Source organism: Actinosynnema pretiosum (assembly GCF_002354875.1).
In the GTDB taxonomy this organism is placed as follows: Bacteria; Actinomycetota; Actinomycetes; order Mycobacteriales; family Pseudonocardiaceae; genus Actinosynnema; species Actinosynnema auranticum.
Map to the genome: position 1 here is coordinate 8,051,221 of NZ_CP023445.1, position 15,784 is coordinate 8,067,004.

Annotated in this window: 13 protein-coding genes; 7 read left to right on the forward strand and 6 right to left on the reverse strand. The window is 72.3% G+C overall.

Annotated elements, in window-relative coordinates:
* Nucleotides 1-72 precede the first annotated feature (72 nt).
* Both CNX65_RS34720 and CNX65_RS34725 read right to left on the reverse strand, forming a co-directional pair.
* Nucleotides 73-2,115, reverse strand: coding sequence for a PhoX family protein (locus tag CNX65_RS34720; RefSeq protein ID WP_096497477.1), 2,043 nt, complete (start codon nucleotides 2,113-2,115; stop codon nucleotides 73-75).
* A 60-nt stretch (nucleotides 2,116-2,175) separates the two neighbouring features.
* Complete coding sequence (locus CNX65_RS34725; RefSeq protein WP_096497478.1) at nucleotides 2,176-3,336, reverse strand: MFS transporter; 1,161 nt, start codon at nucleotides 3,334-3,336, stop codon at nucleotides 2,176-2,178.
* 65 nt (nucleotides 3,337-3,401) lie between these two features.
* Between CNX65_RS34725 and CNX65_RS34730 the strand changes: the two genes are divergently transcribed.
* Both CNX65_RS34730 and CNX65_RS34735 read left to right on the forward strand, forming a co-directional pair.
* Nucleotides 3,402-4,043 carry an HAD family hydrolase gene (locus CNX65_RS34730; RefSeq protein ID WP_096497479.1) on the forward strand — a complete coding sequence of 214 codons (642 nt, stop codon included), beginning with the start codon at nucleotides 3,402-3,404 and terminating at the stop codon, nucleotides 4,041-4,043.
* 106 nt (nucleotides 4,044-4,149) lie between these two features.
* Complete coding sequence (locus CNX65_RS34735) at nucleotides 4,150-4,878, forward strand: SDR family NAD(P)-dependent oxidoreductase (protein ID WP_015805699.1); 729 nt, start codon at nucleotides 4,150-4,152, stop codon at nucleotides 4,876-4,878.
* A gap of 98 nt (nucleotides 4,879-4,976) precedes the next feature.
* Here CNX65_RS34735 and CNX65_RS34740 read toward each other — a convergent pair whose 3' ends face one another.
* Both CNX65_RS34740 and CNX65_RS34745 read right to left on the reverse strand, forming a co-directional pair.
* The gene (locus CNX65_RS34740) at nucleotides 4,977-6,068 is read right to left on the reverse strand and encodes an inositol-3-phosphate synthase (protein ID WP_096497480.1); all 1,092 of its coding nucleotides are present in this window, start codon (nucleotides 6,066-6,068) and stop codon (nucleotides 4,977-4,979) included.
* A gap of 29 nt (nucleotides 6,069-6,097) precedes the next feature.
* Entirely contained in the window at nucleotides 6,098-6,643 is a 546-nt protein-coding gene (locus CNX65_RS34745) for a PadR family transcriptional regulator (protein ID WP_015805701.1), read from the reverse strand.
* A 165-nt stretch (nucleotides 6,644-6,808) separates the two neighbouring features.
* Between CNX65_RS34745 and CNX65_RS34750 the strand changes: the two genes are divergently transcribed.
* The 3 genes from CNX65_RS34750 to CNX65_RS34760 all read left to right on the forward strand — a co-directional run bounded on the left by CNX65_RS34750 (nucleotide 6,809) and on the right by CNX65_RS34760 (nucleotide 11,782).
* Nucleotides 6,809-7,213 (forward strand): DUF5318 domain-containing protein, encoded by a 405-nt coding sequence (locus CNX65_RS34750; RefSeq protein WP_015805702.1) that lies wholly within the window; start codon nucleotides 6,809-6,811, stop codon nucleotides 7,211-7,213.
* A gap of 369 nt (nucleotides 7,214-7,582) precedes the next feature.
* Nucleotides 7,583-10,093, forward strand: coding sequence for a transglycosylase domain-containing protein (locus tag CNX65_RS34755; protein WP_096497481.1), 2,511 nt, complete (start codon nucleotides 7,583-7,585; stop codon nucleotides 10,091-10,093).
* Between the two features lie 129 nt (nucleotides 10,094-10,222).
* Nucleotides 10,223-11,782, forward strand: coding sequence for a glycosyltransferase family 87 protein (locus CNX65_RS34760; RefSeq protein WP_096497482.1), 1,560 nt, complete (start codon nucleotides 10,223-10,225; stop codon nucleotides 11,780-11,782).
* Between the two features lie 76 nt (nucleotides 11,783-11,858).
* Here CNX65_RS34760 and CNX65_RS34765 read toward each other — a convergent pair whose 3' ends face one another.
* Nucleotides 11,859-13,256, reverse strand: coding sequence for a glycosyltransferase family 87 protein (locus CNX65_RS34765; protein WP_096497483.1), 1,398 nt, complete (start codon nucleotides 13,254-13,256; stop codon nucleotides 11,859-11,861).
* A complete protein-coding gene (locus tag CNX65_RS34770; protein ID WP_096498145.1) occupies nucleotides 13,253-14,023 on the reverse strand; it encodes a deoxyribonuclease IV in 771 nt (256 codons plus the stop codon). Before CNX65_RS34770 ends, CNX65_RS34765 begins: the two co-directional genes overlap by 4 nt.
* A gap of 175 nt (nucleotides 14,024-14,198) precedes the next feature.
* Here CNX65_RS34770 and CNX65_RS34775 point away from each other — a divergent pair, with 175 nt between their 5' ends.
* Together CNX65_RS34775 and rpsF are read left to right on the forward strand one after the other, a co-directional pair.
* The gene (locus CNX65_RS34775; RefSeq protein ID WP_096497484.1) at nucleotides 14,199-15,194 is read left to right on the forward strand and encodes a hypothetical protein; all 996 of its coding nucleotides are present in this window, start codon (nucleotides 14,199-14,201) and stop codon (nucleotides 15,192-15,194) included.
* Nucleotides 15,195-15,434: 240 nt separating this feature from the next.
* Complete coding sequence (gene rpsF, locus CNX65_RS34780) at nucleotides 15,435-15,782, forward strand: 30S ribosomal protein S6 (protein WP_096498146.1); 348 nt, start codon at nucleotides 15,435-15,437, stop codon at nucleotides 15,780-15,782.
* Nucleotides 15,783-15,784 lie beyond the last annotated feature (2 nt).

A 15,784-nucleotide genomic window follows, 5' to 3' on the forward strand; every position in this document is an offset into this window, starting at 1 on the left:
AACACCTGCGCCGGCGGTGGAGAACGCCACCCGCCGTCCGCCCGGACGCGCGCTCCTCCCGTGCCGCGGGGCTCAGCCGAGGCCGATGTCGCGCAGCCTGCCGCGCTCCTCCCGCCACACCGCGACCACGGACGGCCTGGGCTGCGAGTCGCCGCCGTCCGGCCAGTGCGACGCCGGGTCGTCCGCGCTCGCGCCGTCGACCTCGCCGGGGTGCTGCACGCACACCAGCACGACCTGCCGCCCGACGACGGGCCCGCAGGTCTCCGCGCCGCGCGGCACGGTCAGGAACTGCTTGAGGTGGCCCCTGGACGGGCCTTCGACGGGCACGCCGAAGAGGCCGTCGTTGTGGCCCGCGAGCGCGCCGCCGGAGTCGGTGGCGATCCACAGGTTGCCGTGCGGGTCGAACGCGACGTTGTCGGGGCTGGAGATGGGGGAGACGCGGTCCTTGGGGAAGCCGCCGAAGTAGGTGTCGGGCGCGGCCGGGTCACCGCAGACCAGGAACAGGTTCCAGGCGAAGGTCGTGGACAGCGGGTCGCCGCGCCGCTCGGTGAGCTCCAGCACCTGGCCGTGCCGGTTGTTGATCCTCGGGTTCGGCTCGGTCGCGCCCTCCTTGCCCGGCTTGCCACGCTCGGTGTTGTTGCTCAGCGCGCAGTACAGGACGCCGGTGCGCGGGTGGGTCTGGAGGTCCTCGGGGCGGTCCATCTTCGTGGCGCCCACCCGGTCGGCGGCGATCCTGGTGAAGACGCAGACCTCCTCGGCGGTCATGCCGTCCACGAAGGACCGGCCGCCGGAGACCAGCGGGATCCACTCGCCGGTCCCGTCGAACCGGCCGTCCGAGGGCAGCGCGCCGGAGCCGTCGACCTCCTCGGGCGGGCTGTCGCCGGTGAAGCGGGCGACGTAGAGGGTCCCGTCGTCGAGCAGGGTCATGTTGTGCCTGCGCGCGGCCTTGCTGTCGCCGGGGCGGAAGCGCTTGGCGGAGACGAACTTGTAGACGTACTCGAAGCGCTCGTCGTCGCCGGAGTAGGCGACCACGCGGCCGTCCGCCGCGACTCGGACGTTGGCGCACTCGTGCTTGAAGCGGCCCAGCGCGGTGTGCTTGACCGGGGTGGAGGTCGGGTCGTGCGGGTCGAGCTCGACGACCCAGCCGAAGCGGTTGACCTCGTTCGGCTCCTGGGCGAGGTCGAAGCGGGGGTCGAAGCGCTCCCACTTGCGGGTGGTGGCGGAGCCGGTGACGCCGTAGCGGGACAGGCGCGGGTCGGCCAGCGCCTCGGCGTTCGCGAAGTACTGGTTGAAGTTCTCCTCGCCGGACAGGATCGTGCCCCACGGGGTGACGCCGCCCGCGCAGTTGTTCATCGTGCCGAGCACGCGGGTCCCGGTCGGGTCGGCGGAGGTCTTGAGCAGGTCGCCGCCCGCCGCCGGTCCGCGCACCTCGAAGGGGGTGGTGAGGGTGATGCGGCGGTTGTGCCGGGAGAACACCGGGCGCAGGGCGCCGTCGCGCGGGGAGCGCTCGACGCGGACGACGGTGAGGCCGTGCGCGGCCCAGGCGATCCCGACCTGCTCGCGGGTGGGGTTGGCCGCGTCGTAGCCCCGGAACATGAGCTGCTCGGTGGTGTACTCGTGGTTGACCACGAGCAGGCCGGTCAGCTCGCGCTGGTCGAGGGGGAGCAGGGCGGCGAAGTCGTTGTTGAAGCCGAACTGGCGGGCCTGGGCGGCGGCGGTCTGGTGGTCGAAGTCGAACTCGGGGGCGTCGGGGAACAGCGGGTCGCCCCAGCGGATCACCACGGACTGGCGGTAGCCGTCGGGGACGACGACGCGGTCCTCGGCGTTGGGCGCGACGGGGGTGAAGTCGAGGCCCCTGGGGGCGGGGTGACCGGTTGCCCCCGCGGGCGCCCCGGCTGCTTCGGCCGCTGCCGCGGTTCCGGCGGGCGCGGCGGTGAGCGCGACCAGGGCCGTGCCGCCGAGGAGCGCGGTCCTGCGGCTGACGAGGTCGCCGAAGTACGGGTTGGCCGTGGGGTTGGGCGCCTCGTGGAAGCAGGCGTCACCGCAGCGGTAGCGGCAGGTCAGCGCCGCGCGGCTGGGTGAGTGGTTGCCGATCAGGGGGAGCTGGAACGTCACGTCGAACGCCTCCTGCGGTCAGGTCGGGTGAACTGACCGTAGGCCGGCGTTCACCCTTTGTTAACCCACCGCGTCCTCGCCGACCAGCACGGCTTCGGCGGGCACCACCTTCTCGTCCCCGCCCTTGAAGGCGAGCAGCGCGGCGGCCAGCGCGCAGGAGACCGCGGCGACGACGAACGGGTGCGGCAGGTGGCTGACGAACGTGGCGGCGAGGGCGCCGCCCAGCCAGCGCAGGAAGTTGTAGCCCGCGCTGGCGACCGGCCTCGGCGCGGGGCTGACGCTCATCGCGGTGCCGGTGAACAGGGTGTTGAGCAGGCCGGAGACCAGGCCGGACACGATGATCGCGACGACCAGCAGGGTCTTGTCCGGCACCGCCATGACGAGCATCAGCACGGCGAACGCGAGCACGGCGACCAGCGCGGCGCGGCGCTCGCCGAGGCGGGCGGCCAGGCGCGGGGCGAGCAGGACGCTGGAGAGGGCGACGCACAGGCCCCAGCCGAAGAAGACCAGGCCGATCTCCACCGCGCCCCAGCCGAGCACGAACGGCGACCAGGCGAGGACGGCGAAGAACGCGGCGGTGTAGAGCGCGGAGGCGAGTGCGGTGCGCAGCAGGCCGGGGTGGCGCAGGGCGCGCAGCGGGTCGAGCACGCCGACCCGGCCGCGCCTGCCGTCGTCGGCGAGCCAGACCGCGCAGAGCACGAGGGCGAGGGCCATGAGCACGGCGGTGCCGAGGAACGGGCCGCGCCAGGAGATGCTGCCCAGGAGGGCGCCGAGCAGCGGGCCGACGCTCAGGCCGAGCCCGAGGGCGGCCTCGTAGAGCAGGATCGCGCCCTCCTGGCCGCCGCTGGCCGCGCCGACGATGACGGAGAGGGCGGTGGCGATGAAGAAGGCGTTGCCGAGGCCCCAGACCGCGCGCAGGCCGATGAGCTGGCCGATCGAGCCCGCGAGGGCGCAGAGCAGGGTGGCGACGACGATCAGCGCGAGGCCGCCGACGAGGGTCCGCTTGGCGCCGAACCGGGCGCTGGCCGCGCCGGTGAAGAGCATGGCGACGACCTGGACGCCGAGGTAGGAGGAGAACAGGAGGGTGACCTGGGACGGGGACGCGTTCAGGCCCTCGGCGATCGACAGCAGGATCGGGTCGACGAGGCCGATGCCCATGAAGGCGATCACCGCGGCGAACGCCGTGACCCAGACCTGGCGGGGTTGGTGGCGGAATTTCATTTCGCCATGCTAACCGATTTTGCTTAGCATGGCGAAGGACCGTTCGAGGCAGTAGCTTCGGCCGGGTGGATGCTGTGGTGTTCGACCTGGACGGCGTGCTGGTGGACTCCGAGCGGACGTGGGACGAGGTCCGCAGGGCGTTCGCGGCCGAGCACGGAGGGGTGTGGCCCGCGGAGGCGACCGCGGCCATGCAGGGCATGAGCACCCCCGAGTGGGGCGACTACCTGGTGCGCGAGGTCGGCGTGCGGCTGAGCGCCGAGGAGGCCGCGCGGGGCGTGATCGCGGAGATGGCCAGGAGGTACGAGCAGGGCCCGCCGGTGCTGCCGGGCGCGGTCGAGGCGGTCCGCGCGGTGGCCGAGCGGTGGCCGGTGGCGATCGCGAGCTCGTCCCCGCCGGTGCTGATCCAGGCGTTCCTGGAGGCGGCGGACCTGGGCGAGCTGGTGCGCGTGGCGGTGTCGAGCGAGCAGGCGGGCGCGGGCAAACCGGCCCCGGACGTGTACCTGCTGGCCGCGCGGGGGCTCGGCGTGGAGCCTGGGCGGTGCGCGGCGGTGGAGGACTCGACGAACGGGCTGAAGTCGGCGCGCGCGGCGGGGATGGCGGTGTACGCGATCCCGAACCCGGACTTCCCGCCGGCGCCGGAGGCGCTGGAGGGGGCGGTGGTGCTGGGCGGGATCGGGGAGCTGGTCGGGGCGCTGGGGCGGGGCTGAGGCTGGGCGGTCGGGACCGCGGAGCCGACCGGCCGGGTGAACCCGGACGAGCCCGCCCCTTCGGCCATCCCCTGCTCCCACCAGGTGAAACACCTAGCCTGGGCGCATGGAGCAACGAGTTGCCGTCGTGACCGGCGCCGCGCAGGGCATGGGGCTCAGGATCGCCGAGCTGCTGCGGGCCGAGGGGTACTCCGTCGTGGGGTTCGACCTCTCGGCCACCGAGGGCGGGGTGGTCGGGGACGTGTCGTCGGAGGAGGACGTGGCCCGGCTCGCCGCGCACGTCGGCGACCGGGTGGACGTGCTGGTCAACAACGCGGGCATCGCCGCCATCACGCCGTTCGAGGAGACCAGCCCGCAGCTGTGGCGGCGGGTCATGGAGATCAACCTCACCGGGCCGTTCCTGCTCTCGCAGGCGCTCGGCGCGAAGATGCTCGCGCGCGGCTCCGGCTCGATCGTCAACATCGCCTCGGTGGCCGGGCTGAGCGGGGTCGCCGACCGGGCCGCCTACAACGCCAGCAAGCACGGCCTGATCGGCATGACGCGCACGCTCGCGGTCGAGTGGGGCGGGCGCGGGGTGCGGGTCAACGCGGTCTGCCCCGGCTGGGTCAAGACCGAGATGGACGTCGAGTCGCAGGCGGGCGGGCACTACGGCGACAGCGACATCACCGACCACGTCCCCATGGGCCGCTTCGCCGTTCCCGGCGACATCGCGCAGGCCGTCGCGTTCCTGGCCGACCCCGAGCGCAGCGGGTTCGTCAACGGCGTGGCGCTGCCGGTCGACGGCGGGTGGACCGCCGACGGGTCCTGGCAGTCGCTGCGGCTGTCCAAGCGCTGACCGGCAGAAGACCCCGGAAAGCCCGGAGGCCGGACCGCCCCCGCCCAGCGCGTGGGGGCGATCCGGCCTCCGGGGACGTCAACCCGGCGGACGTCAGCTCAGCGCTCGACCTCGCCGCGGATGAACTTCTCCACGGCCTCGCGCGCCTCGGTGTCGTCGTACTGCTCCGGCGGGGACTTCATGAAGTACGACGACGCCGACAGGATCGGCCCGCCGATCCCCCGGTCCAGGGCGATCTTCGCCGCGCGCACCGCGTCGATGATGATGCCCGCCGAGTTCGGCGAGTCCCACACCTCGAGCTTGTACTCCAGGTTCAGCGGCACGTCGCCGAACGCCCGGCCCTCCAGGCGCACGTACGCCCACTTGCGGTCGTCGAGCCACGCCACGTAGTCCGACGGTCCGATGTGGACGTTCCGCTTGCCCATGTCCCGGTCGACCTGGGAGGTGACGGCCTGCGTCTTGGAGACCTTCTTGGACTCCAGGCGCTCCATCTCCTTCATGTTCAGGAAGTCCATGTTGCCGCCCACGTTCAGCTGCATGGTGCGGTCGAGCTGGACGCCCCGGTCCTCGAACAGCTTGGCCAGCACGCGGTGCGTGATGGTCGCGCCGACCTGGGACTTGATGTCGTCGCCGACGATCGGCACGCCCGCCGCGCGGAACTTCTCGGCCCACTCCGGGTCGGAGGCGATGAACACCGGCAGGGCGTTCACGAACGCCACGCCCGCGTCGATGCACGCCTGCGCGTAGAAGCGGTCCGCGTCCTCGGAGCCCACCGGCAGGTAGGACACCAGCACGTCGACCTCGGCCTCGCGCAGCGCCGCGACGACGTCCACGGGCTCGGCGTCGGACTCCTCGATGGTCTCCAGGTAGAACTTGCCGAGGCCGTCGTAGGTGTGGCCGCGCTGCACGGTCACGCCGAGGGGCGGCACGTCCGCGAGCTTGATGGTGTTGTTCTCGCTGGCGAAGATCGCCTCCGAGAGGTCCGTCCCGACCTTCTTGGCGTCGACGTCGAACGCGGCGACGAACTCGACGTCGCGCACGTGGTAGTCGCCGAACTGGACGTGCATCAGGCCGGGAACGCGCGTGGCCGGGTCGGCATCGCGGTAGTACTGGACACCCTGCACCAGCGACGCCGCGCAGTTGCCCACTCCGACGATGGCCACTCGAACAGTGCGGCGCTTGTCGCCCATGCCGAGTCCTCCTTCTTGTTCTGCGTCAGTCATTCGTCCCGCTCACCCAGCTCGGCCTGCTCGTGCGCGATCAGCTCGTTGAGCCACCGCACCTCGCGCTCGCTGCTCTCCAGACCCATGCGGTGCAGCTCGCGGGTGTAGCGGTCGATCCGCTCGCCGGTCTCGGCTAAGGAGGACCGGAGGCCCTCCCTGCGCTCCTCGACCCGCCGCCTGCGGCCTTCGAGGATGCGCACCCTGACCTCGGCGGGAGTTCGGGAGAAGAAGGCGAGGTGCACGCCGAACGAGTCGTCGTCCCAGGTCTGGGGCCCGGCGTCGGCCAGCAGCTCCCCGAACCTCTCCTTGCCCTCAGCGGTCAGCCGGTAGACCTTCCGCGTCCGGCGGCCCCAGGAGCGCTCCTCCTCACCGGGGGCCTCCTCCACGATCAGCCCGTCGCGTTGCAACCGGCGCAGCGCGGGGTACAGGGTCCCGTAGGAGAAGGCCCTGAACGCCCCGAGCAGGCCGTGCAGCCGCTTGCGCAGCTCGTAGCCGTGCATGGGCGCCTCGTGCAGCAGGCCGAGGATCGCGAACTCCAACACGAGATCACCCCCTGATCCGCACGCCGATGGGTGAACCGAGTATATCGACGCGATACATCTGACCCTCCTGGCGCTGTGTCATCTCGCACACAGTGGCACTGTGACGAGCGCCACTGCGCTGAACAGCCCTCCGGCGGCGTCCGGGGGCCACGTACTCTGGGGGCCGTGCTGACCCAACGCCAGGTCGTGGACTACGCCCTGCAGCGCAGAGCGCTGCTGGCGGGGGTCCACGCTGGCCGGGTGGGCACCATGGAGGTGTGCGACGCCAGCCCGTACCTGCTGCGAGCTGCGAAGTTCCACGGCGAGCCGAGCGATGTGACGTGCCCGGTGTGCCGCAAGGAACCGCTCACCCTGGTGTCCTGGGTCTACGGCGACGAGCTCAAGCACGCGGCCGGGTCCGCGCGCACGCCGGAGGAGCTCGGGCGGATGGCTAACCTCTTCGAGGAGTTCTCCGTCTACGTGGTTGAAGTTTGCCGCACGTGCAGTTGGAACCACCTGGTGCAGTCATACGTCCTGGGAACGCGGGGGATTGGCTCGACCAAACCCCGCCGCAGGACCGCGTCGGAGTGACCCCGCTCCCGGTGCGGTTGGTGTGACCACCGAACCGCGCGCACTCGGCGCGCCGGTCTGGGAGGCCTTTTCGTGAACGACCAGCATGACGACAGGCACGGTGGCGGGGAGCCGCAGTGGCCGACCGGGGAGGACCCGGACGGCGGGGCGATGCCCCCGCGCCGAGGCGCCCAGGACCAGCCGGAGCGGAACGTCCCGCCCGGCGGTTTCGCGCGCCCCGGCTCGCCCGGCGGTCCACCCCCCCGGCAGCCCGGCCCCGGCGCGGGTCCCGGCCCTCGGGCGGGCGGTCCCGGCACACCCGGCGGCGGCGCACCCGGCACACCCGGTGGACCCGGCGGCCCCCTGGGCGGCCCTCCCCCCGGTGGCCCCGTGCGGCCCCCCGTGCCCCCCGGCGGTCCCCGGCGCCCCGGCCCCGGCGGCCCGGTGCCGCCCGGCGGGCACCTGGGCGCAGGCGGTCCCGGCGGTCCCGGCGGTCCGCGCCGCCCCGGCGGCCCCGGCCCCGACCGCAGGCCCGGCGAAGAGCCGACGGACATGCTCCCCGCGCTCACCCCGCCGCCCCCGCCGAAGCGCGAGCCCGACCTGCTCACGCACCGCGAGGTCGACGAGGAGATCGACGCCTTCTACGAGGGCGACGAGGACGACTACGACGACGAGCTGACCGACGACGAGGAGCGCGCCCTGCGCCGCAAGAAGATCTGGCGGCGCGTCCGCCGGGTCTCCTACGTGGCGCTCGGCCTGATGATCCTGTCGCCGGTCGTCGCGTTCGCGATCGCCTACCAGGTGATCGACGTCCCGAACCCGGAGGACGTCGCCGCCCAGCAGGGCAAGGCGATCACGCTGCTGTACTCCGACGGCTCCCCGATGACCACGATCGCGGACAGCGGGTCCAACCGGTCGATGATCACCTACGAGGAGCTGCCCGAGGTCGTCAAGAACGCCGTCTTCGCCGCCGAGGACCCGACGTTCATGACGAACCCCGGCTTCGACTTCACGGCCATCGCCCGCGCGGTCTGGTACCAGGTCAAGGGCGGCGACAGCGGTGGCTCCGGCCTGACGCAGCAGTACGTCAAGAAGGCCACCGAGGACGAGTCCGCGACCCTCACGCGCAAGTTCAACGAGATGGTCCGCGCGTACAAGATGTCCAAGCAGCAGAAGAAGGAGGACATCCTCGCGGCCTACCTGAACACGATCTACTTCGGCAGGTCGGCGTACGGCGTGAAGACCGCCGCGAAGATGTACTTCAACAAGGACCTGAAGGACGTCTCGCAGGCCGAGGCCGCCCTCCTCGCGGGCATGATCCAGAACCCCGGCCGCTCCGAGGAGACGGGTTACGTCAAGGAGCGCTGGGAGTACGTCCGGGGCCAGCTGCTCAAGAACAACATGATCGACCAGGCCACCGCGGACTCGATGCAGCAGCCCCCGATGGCGCCGCTGGAGGAGGTCACCGAGAACGCGCTGAGCGGTCCCAGGGCGTTCATCCAGCAGCAGGTGTTCTACGAGATGTCCAGGGAACCGATCGGGATGACCCAGGAGGACGCCGGCCGCAAGGGCGTCGTCATCCACACCACGATCGACCAGAAGATGCAGCAGGCCGCCGAGGACGCGGTCAACGAGGTCATGAAGGGCGAGCCCGAGGAGCTGAAGACCTCGCTCACCGGCATCGACCCGAAGACCGGCGGGGTGCTCGCCTACTACGGCGGCTCCGACGGCATGGGCCTGGACTACGCCACCGGCACCATCCAGGAGGCGGGCTCGTCGTTCAAGCCCTTCGACCTGGTGGCGGCGCTGGAGGACGGCTTCGGCCTCGGCTCCCCGTTCGACGGCGTGTCGCCCAAGTCGTTCCCCGGCATGGACACGAAGATCCGCAACGCCTCCGACCCCACCAACTCGTGCGGCCCGGAGTGCCCGCTGCGCGAGGCGATGAAGCTGTCGCTGAACACCGTGTTCTACGACCTGGTGTTCAACCACACCGGCGCCGAGGCGGTGGCCGAGGCGGCGTGGGCGGCGGGCATCCCGAAGCAGGTCTCGGTCGGCGGGCAGAAGATCGACACCCTGCTCGGCGAGGGCGGCGCCAAGCCCAACACCGGTATCGCGCTGGGCGGTGACGTCGCGCGGGTGCGCCCGTTCGACATGGCGTCGGCCTACGCGACGTTCGCGGCGCGCGGCGTCCACCACGAGCCGTTCTTCGTCTCGAAGATCACCGACTCGTCGGGCGAGACCATCCTGCACCAGCACATCGACCAGAAGCGCGACGCGTTCGACACGACCAACTCCCAGCTCAACCGGGACATCGCGGACAACGTCACCGAGGCGCTCAAGCCGATCCCGCAGCACTCGAAGATCGCGTGCGCGGGTGGCCGCGAGTGCGCGGGCAAGACCGGGACGCACGAGCTCCCGGACGACGCCTCGCAGAACTCGAAGGCGTGGATGGTCGGCTACACCAAGTCGCTGTCGGCGTCGGTGTGGATGGGCCGCAACGAGGGCAACGTGGCGCTGAAGAACGCCGCGGGCAGCCCGATCTTCGGCAGCGGCCTGCCGGGTCAGATCTGGAAGAAGTTCATGGACAAGGCCCTCGACGGCACTCCGAAGGAGACCTTCGACAAGGCCAAGCCCCTGGGCCAGTACAACAACCCGGTGAAGACCTCCTCGGCGAAGCCGAGCACGCCGTCCTCCGCGCCGACGTCCTCGACGTCCAAGAGCCGCGAGGAGGAGGAGTCGAGCGCTCCGCCGACGTCGCGGAACAGCAACACCCAGTCGGTCCCGACCCGCCCGACCATCACGTGCCTGCCGGGCATGTGCCCGCCCGACCCGAACCCGACCGGGGGTCCGAACCCCGATCCGGCGGTCGGCGGCGGTGGCCGGAACGACGGCGGAGGCTGACCGCACGCCCGCTGACGAGGGGCGCGCACCCCACCACGGGGTGCGCGCCCCTCGCGCTTTCCGGGACCGCCCGGACCCGCGCTGCGGGGTTGCTGTCCGTCGCGCAGAGCTACCCGTAGCATCCGGCGGGTGGCCAGTCCTTCGCAGCACTCCCAGGCGTCAGCCGAAGACACCGACTCGCTCACACCCGAGGAACGGGTGCACCCGACGTGGACGGAGTCGCTAGCCAGAGGCTTGAGCAGGCCGTTCGGCGGGCCGGCGGGCAGGCACGCCTCGCTGGGCAGGCAGTGGTTCTGGACGCCGCTGCGGGTGGTGCTGCTGCTGACCCTGGTGACGCTGTCGCTGGCGTTCCTGCAGAAGTCCCCCTGCATCCAGCAGTACGTGGACTCCAACGGGGTCGTGCAGCTCGACTGGCGGGGCGGCAAGCAGTACACCGCCATGTGCTACTCGGACACCATCCCGCTGTACACGGCGGAGCGGCTCGACCAGCCGGGCATGTTCCCCTACAAGACGCACTGGTTCGACGACCAGGGCAAGCCGACCGAGCACATCCGGTACATGGAGTACCCGGTGCTGACCGGCCTGTTCCAGTGGGTCAACGCGCGCATGGCGCAGGGCTGGACCGCGATCGCGGAGAGCACCGGCCTGCTGCCCTCGCCGATGACCGTCATCGTGTACTTCGACTTCACCGCGCTGTGGCTGGGGCTGGCCTGGCTGGTCACCGCGTGGGCGACGCTGCGGATCGCCCGCCGCAGGCCGTGGGACGCGGCGCTGGTCGCCGTCTCGCCGCTGGTGCTGGTGCACGCGTTCACCAACTTCGACACGCTGGCCACCGCGTTCGCCACCGCCGGGATGCTCGCCTGGGCCCGCAGCAAACCGGTCCTGGCGGGCGTGCTGATCGGCCTCGGCGCCGCCGCCAAGCTGTACCCGCTGTTCCTGCTCGGACCGCTGGTGCTGCTGTGCTTCAGGTCGGGGAAGGTGCGCGAGGCGCTGAACGCCGTGCTGGCCGCCGCGCTGGCGTGGCTGGCGGTGAACCTGCCGATCCGGCTGGCCTACCCGGAGGGCTGGGGCGAGTTCTTCCGGCTCAACACCATCCGGGGCGTGGACCCGGACACGATCTACAACGTGCTGGTGCAGTGGACCGGCTGGACCGGGTTCGACCCCGGTCTCGGCTTCCGCGAGCCGCCCGCCGTGCTGAACGCGGTCACCGCCGCGCTGTTCCTGCTGTGCTGCGCGGGGATCGCGGTGGTGGCGCTGTCCGCGCCGACCAGGCCCCGGCTGGCCCAGCTGTGCTTCCTGGTGGTGGCGGCGTTCCTGCTGACCAACAAGGTGTGGAGCCCGCAGTACTCGCTGTGGCTGGTGCCGCTGGCCGTGCTGGCGGTGCCGAGGTGGAAGCTGCTGCTGGCCTGGATGACCGTGGACGCGCTGGTGTGGGTGCCCCGGATGTTCTTCTACCTCGGCGAGGAGAACAAGGGCCTGCCGATCGACTGGTTCCTCGGCGCGGTGCTGCTGCGGGACGCGGCGGTGCTGCTGCTGTGCGCGGTGGTGCTGCGGGAGGTCTACAAGCCCTCGCTGGACCTGGTGCGGGTCTCCGGCGACGACGACCCGGCGGGCGGCGTGCTCGACGGCGCCCCCGACCGCAGGGTGCTGCGGCTGCGGCCCGCCGACCGGACGGCCGCGCCCGCCTGAGCGGCGCGCTCCGGCGCGACAACGGCGAAGGCGCCCTCCCCGCTGCGGGAGGGCGCCTTCGCCGTTGTCGGGACCGTCAGGCCTTCGCGGGCGACGGCGGTGGCGACGGCGCGAGGTGGTCGGCGACCCGCTCGCGGGCGGACGGCACCACGTCCGACTTGAGGAACAGGGAGAACAGCGCGACCAGCAGCGCCGCCCGGCCCCACACGCCGATCACCACGGCCTGCGCGGAGAACCCGTCGTAGATGCCCGACGGCTGCCCCTGCTCGATGGCGTAGTACCAGCGGAAGATCCCGATGCCCATCGCCAGGTCTGCGGCGAAGTAGGCGAACGTCCAGGTCAGCGGCACCCGCATGAGCACCAGCATCGGCACCAGCCACAGCGTGTACTGCGGCGAGTGCACCTTGTGCAGCAGCAGGAACCCGCACAGCATCGCCGCCGAGACCGGGATCCACGGGTAGACGCCCTCGCGGGTCCAGCGCAGCCAGCCGATCCAGCAGGCCAGGCCGAACGAGATCAGCATCGTCATCGGCGACAGCACCCCGACGATCGCCTGCATCGCGTCGTCGCTCATGAACGGGCGCATCGACCAGTACCAGACGGAGTTGGTGGTGATGTCCACCCGCCGCATCCCCTGGAACGCGAACGACGCCTTCCAGCCCTCCAGGCCGAAGACCGCGAACGGCAGGTTCACCACCACGACCGTCACGATCGACGCGAGCGCCACCTTCACCGCGCCTGCCACGTCGTACCGGCCGCGCTGCGCGGTCAGCACGTGCAGCGCCAGCGGCAGCACGAAGATCGCCGGGTAGATCTTGAACGCGAACCCGAGCCCCAGCAGCACGGACGCGACCAGCGCCCGGTCCAGCAGCGGCCGGTCCGCGCCCCTGCGCCCCCAGCCGCGCTGCACCACGTACGCCGCCGCGACCGCGCAGAACACCACCGGCAGGTCCCAGTTGTGGTACGCGTACAGCACGAGCGGCGGGCCGACCGCCCACAGCAGCGCGCGCCAGCGGGCCAGCTTGCCCAGCAGCCAGCCGGTGGCCAGCCCGAACGGGGCCATCAGCAGCGCGGAGAACAGCAGGAACTCGGCGTCGTTGTGCGCGAAGATCGCGCCGCCCCAGATCAGCAGGCCGGTCAGCACCGGGTACTCGACCACCCCGCCGACCAGGACGCCCTTGGGGGTGATGCTGCCGTGCACGTAGGGGAAGACGTGCCGGTCGACGTCGCGCCCGATCCAGAGGTGCTGGATGTCGGAGTAGCAGACCTCTTCCTTGTTGCGCACGTCGTAGTCCGGCTGGGTCCGCCCCCACTGGTCGAACTCGGGGCCGGTGCAGCGGTCCTTGTTGGCGAACCCCGCGAGCAGGGTCAACCCGCACAGGAGGACCAGCGCGGCCAGCGCCGCGCGGCCGAACCGCCGGGTGCGCGTACCGGCGTCCACCAGCGGGGCCACCGCCTCCCGTGTCGTGCTCATCGGGCCAGGTGCTCGCGGAGGTAGGCGATGTCGGCCGCCTGGCCGTCACCGGGCGTCTCCACCAGGACCGGCGCGCCCGCCGAGGCGCACACCGCGACGAGCTGCTCGGGGTCGATCTTGCCCGATTCGACGTTCGCGTGCCGGTCCCTGGACGAGCCGAACTCGTCGCGGGAGTTGTTCAGGTGCACCAGGTCGATCCGGCCGGTGAGCGCCTTGACCCGCTCCACGACGCCGACCAGGTCCTCACCGGCGGCGAACGCGTGGCAGGTGTCCAGGCAGAACCCGGCGCCGAACTCGCCCACCGCGTCCCACAGCCTGCCGAGGCGGTCGAACGAGCGGGCCATGGCGTTGTCGCCGCCCGCCGTGTTCTCGATCAGGATCGGCACCCCGAAGCCGCCGTCGTCGACCTGCCGCTCGAACAGCTTGCGCCAGTTGGCGATGCCGTCGTCCGGGTCGTCGTCCTTGGTGACGTGCCCGCCGTGCACGATCAGCCCCAGCGCGCCGACCTCGGCCGCGCGCGCCGCGTGCTGCACCACCGCCTTGCGGGACGGGATGCGGACGCGGTTGTTCAGCGAGGCCACGTTGATCAGGTACGGGGCGTGCACGAAGACGTCGAGCTCGGACTCCCTGAGCGCCCGCGCGTGCTGGTGCTCCCCAGGGGCCTTCCAGCTCTGCGGGTCGCTGAGGAAGAACTGGACCACCTCGGCCCCGCGCTCGGCGGCGGCGGCGAGCGGATCGTCGTCTCGGACGTGAGCCCCGATGCGCATGAGGTGCAGGGTAGCCGTGCCGGGGCCGGGTCCGGTCGGCAGCGCCACGACGAGGAGCACCCGATCGCCGAGCGGCGGGCGCCGTCGCGCGGGCCTACGCTCGTTACCAGCAAGTAGGAAGTGCGTCGCCGAGCGCGCGCGGACCGGCCCGGCGGCCCGGCACCGGGAGGCAAGGATGCGCACCCGAAGCACCCGCTCAGCACGCGCGGGAGCCGCGCTCGCCGTGGTCGGGACGACCGCCTGGCTGGGCGCGGGGACGGCGGCGGCTGCCGAACCCGTGGTGCTGGGGGAGTGCCGGACGACCGTGCGGGGCGAGCCGGGGACGCCGCTCGCGCTGAGCACCTCCGCCGTGCTCGCGCCGGTCACCGACCTGGTCAGGGCGGTCCCGCTGCTGGGTCCGGGGCTGGCGGAGCCGTTCCGGGCCGCGTTCGCCGCGCTGCCGCCGATCCCGATCGGCGCGATCCCCACCGGGGAGGGCGTGGTCACCGGCGGGCAGATCGCCGCGCGGGTCAACGGGGAGCTGGGGAGGCTGCCGCTGCTCGGGCCCGTGCTGACCACCGTGACCGGCGGGGTCGGGCAGGTGCTGGGCGGGCTGTGCTCGGTGACCGCGATCGGGGTCGACGCCGTCGTGGCGCCCGTGCGGGAGGGCGTGGGCGGGGTGGCGGACGCGTCCGAGGCGCTCGTCGGGCAGGTGCTGCCGACCGCGCCCCGGCAGCCCGCGCCCCAGCAACCGGCGCCGCAGCAACCGGCGCCGCCCGCGCCGCAGCCGCAGCAGCCGCCCGCGCCGCGGCCCGAGGAGCTGCCCGCGCGGGGCGTGCCGCGGGGCTCGACCACCGGGACCGCGTCGGCCGTGGTCGCCCCCGGCCGGGACCTGCTGCGGTGGGGCGCGGACTTCGGCGGGGCGTCCGCGTTCGGCCACGGGTCGCTGCCGTTCGCGACGCCCGGCCTGCTCTCGCCCGTCCCGCGCGGCAAGACCGGGGGACCCGGCGCCGGGCGCGGGCTGCCTCGGGCCGCCGACCGCGAGGACGTCCGCGAGGCCGGGCGGGCGCAGGCGCTGCCGGGGCCGGCGAACGGGGTGGCGACGCCGGTGCTGCTGGCCGTGGTGCTGCTGGCGTGCGTCACGGGCGCGCTGGTGCGCACCTGGGTGCTGCGCCGCCCGTCGATCCGCTGAACCACACCGGCCAGGACCCCCGTCAAGGCTCCGACCAGCGGCGGGACCGGCAGCTCCAGCGGAGCCGGGCGATCTTGAACCACCCCGGTTTCCCGGCTCCCGCGCGCTCGAAACGCACCGGCGACCAGTCGGTTTCACCGACCGGGCCGAACCCCTGTAGGCTGTTCGGGTTGCTGACGCGACGACCCTCCTGCCACGGAAAGCCCGTGGCCGTGAGTCCACAGGAGGTGAGTGGTCTTCATGCGTCATTACGAAGTGATGGTCATCCTCGACCCCAGTCTCGACGAGCGCACGGTCGCGCCCTCGCTCGACACGTTCCTCAACGTCATCCGCACCACGGGTGGCAACGTCGAGAAGGTCGACGTCTGGGGCAAGCGCAGGCTGAGCTTCGAGATCAACAAGAGCGCCGAGGGCATCTACGCCGTCCTCGACCTCCTCTCGACGCCCGAGGCCGTGAAGGAGCTGGACCGCCAGCTGGGTCTGCAGGAGACGGTGCTGCGCACCAAGGTCCTGCGCCGCGAGCCCGCGAAGGCCGCCAAGGCCGCTGCCAAGGCAGCCGCGAAGGCCGCCGCGAAGGCCAAGGCCTGAGG

What these genes read in the sequence shown, in the direction of transcription:
- CNX65_RS34725 (WP_096497478.1), bottom strand. Translation starts at nt 3,336, where the DNA reads ATGAAATTCCGCCACCAACCCCGCCAGGTCTGGGTCACGGCGTTCGCC.
- CNX65_RS34735 (WP_015805699.1), top strand. Translation starts at nt 4,150, where the DNA reads ATGGAGCAACGAGTTGCCGTCGTGACCGGCGCCGCGCAGGGCATGGGG.
- CNX65_RS34740 (WP_096497480.1), bottom strand. Translation starts at nt 6,068, where the DNA reads ATGGGCGACAAGCGCCGCACTGTTCGAGTGGCCATCGTCGGAGTGGGC.
- CNX65_RS34765 (WP_096497483.1), bottom strand. Translation starts at nt 13,256, where the DNA reads ATGAGCACGACACGGGAGGCGGTGGCCCCGCTGGTGGACGCCGGTACG.
- CNX65_RS34770 (WP_096498145.1), bottom strand. Translation starts at nt 14,023, where the DNA reads ATGCGCATCGGGGCTCACGTCCGAGACGACGATCCGCTCGCCGCCGCC.
- CNX65_RS34775 (WP_096497484.1), top strand. Translation starts at nt 14,199, where the DNA reads ATGCGCACCCGAAGCACCCGCTCAGCACGCGCGGGAGCCGCGCTCGCC.
- rpsF (WP_096498146.1), top strand. Translation starts at nt 15,435, where the DNA reads ATGCGTCATTACGAAGTGATGGTCATCCTCGACCCCAGTCTCGACGAG.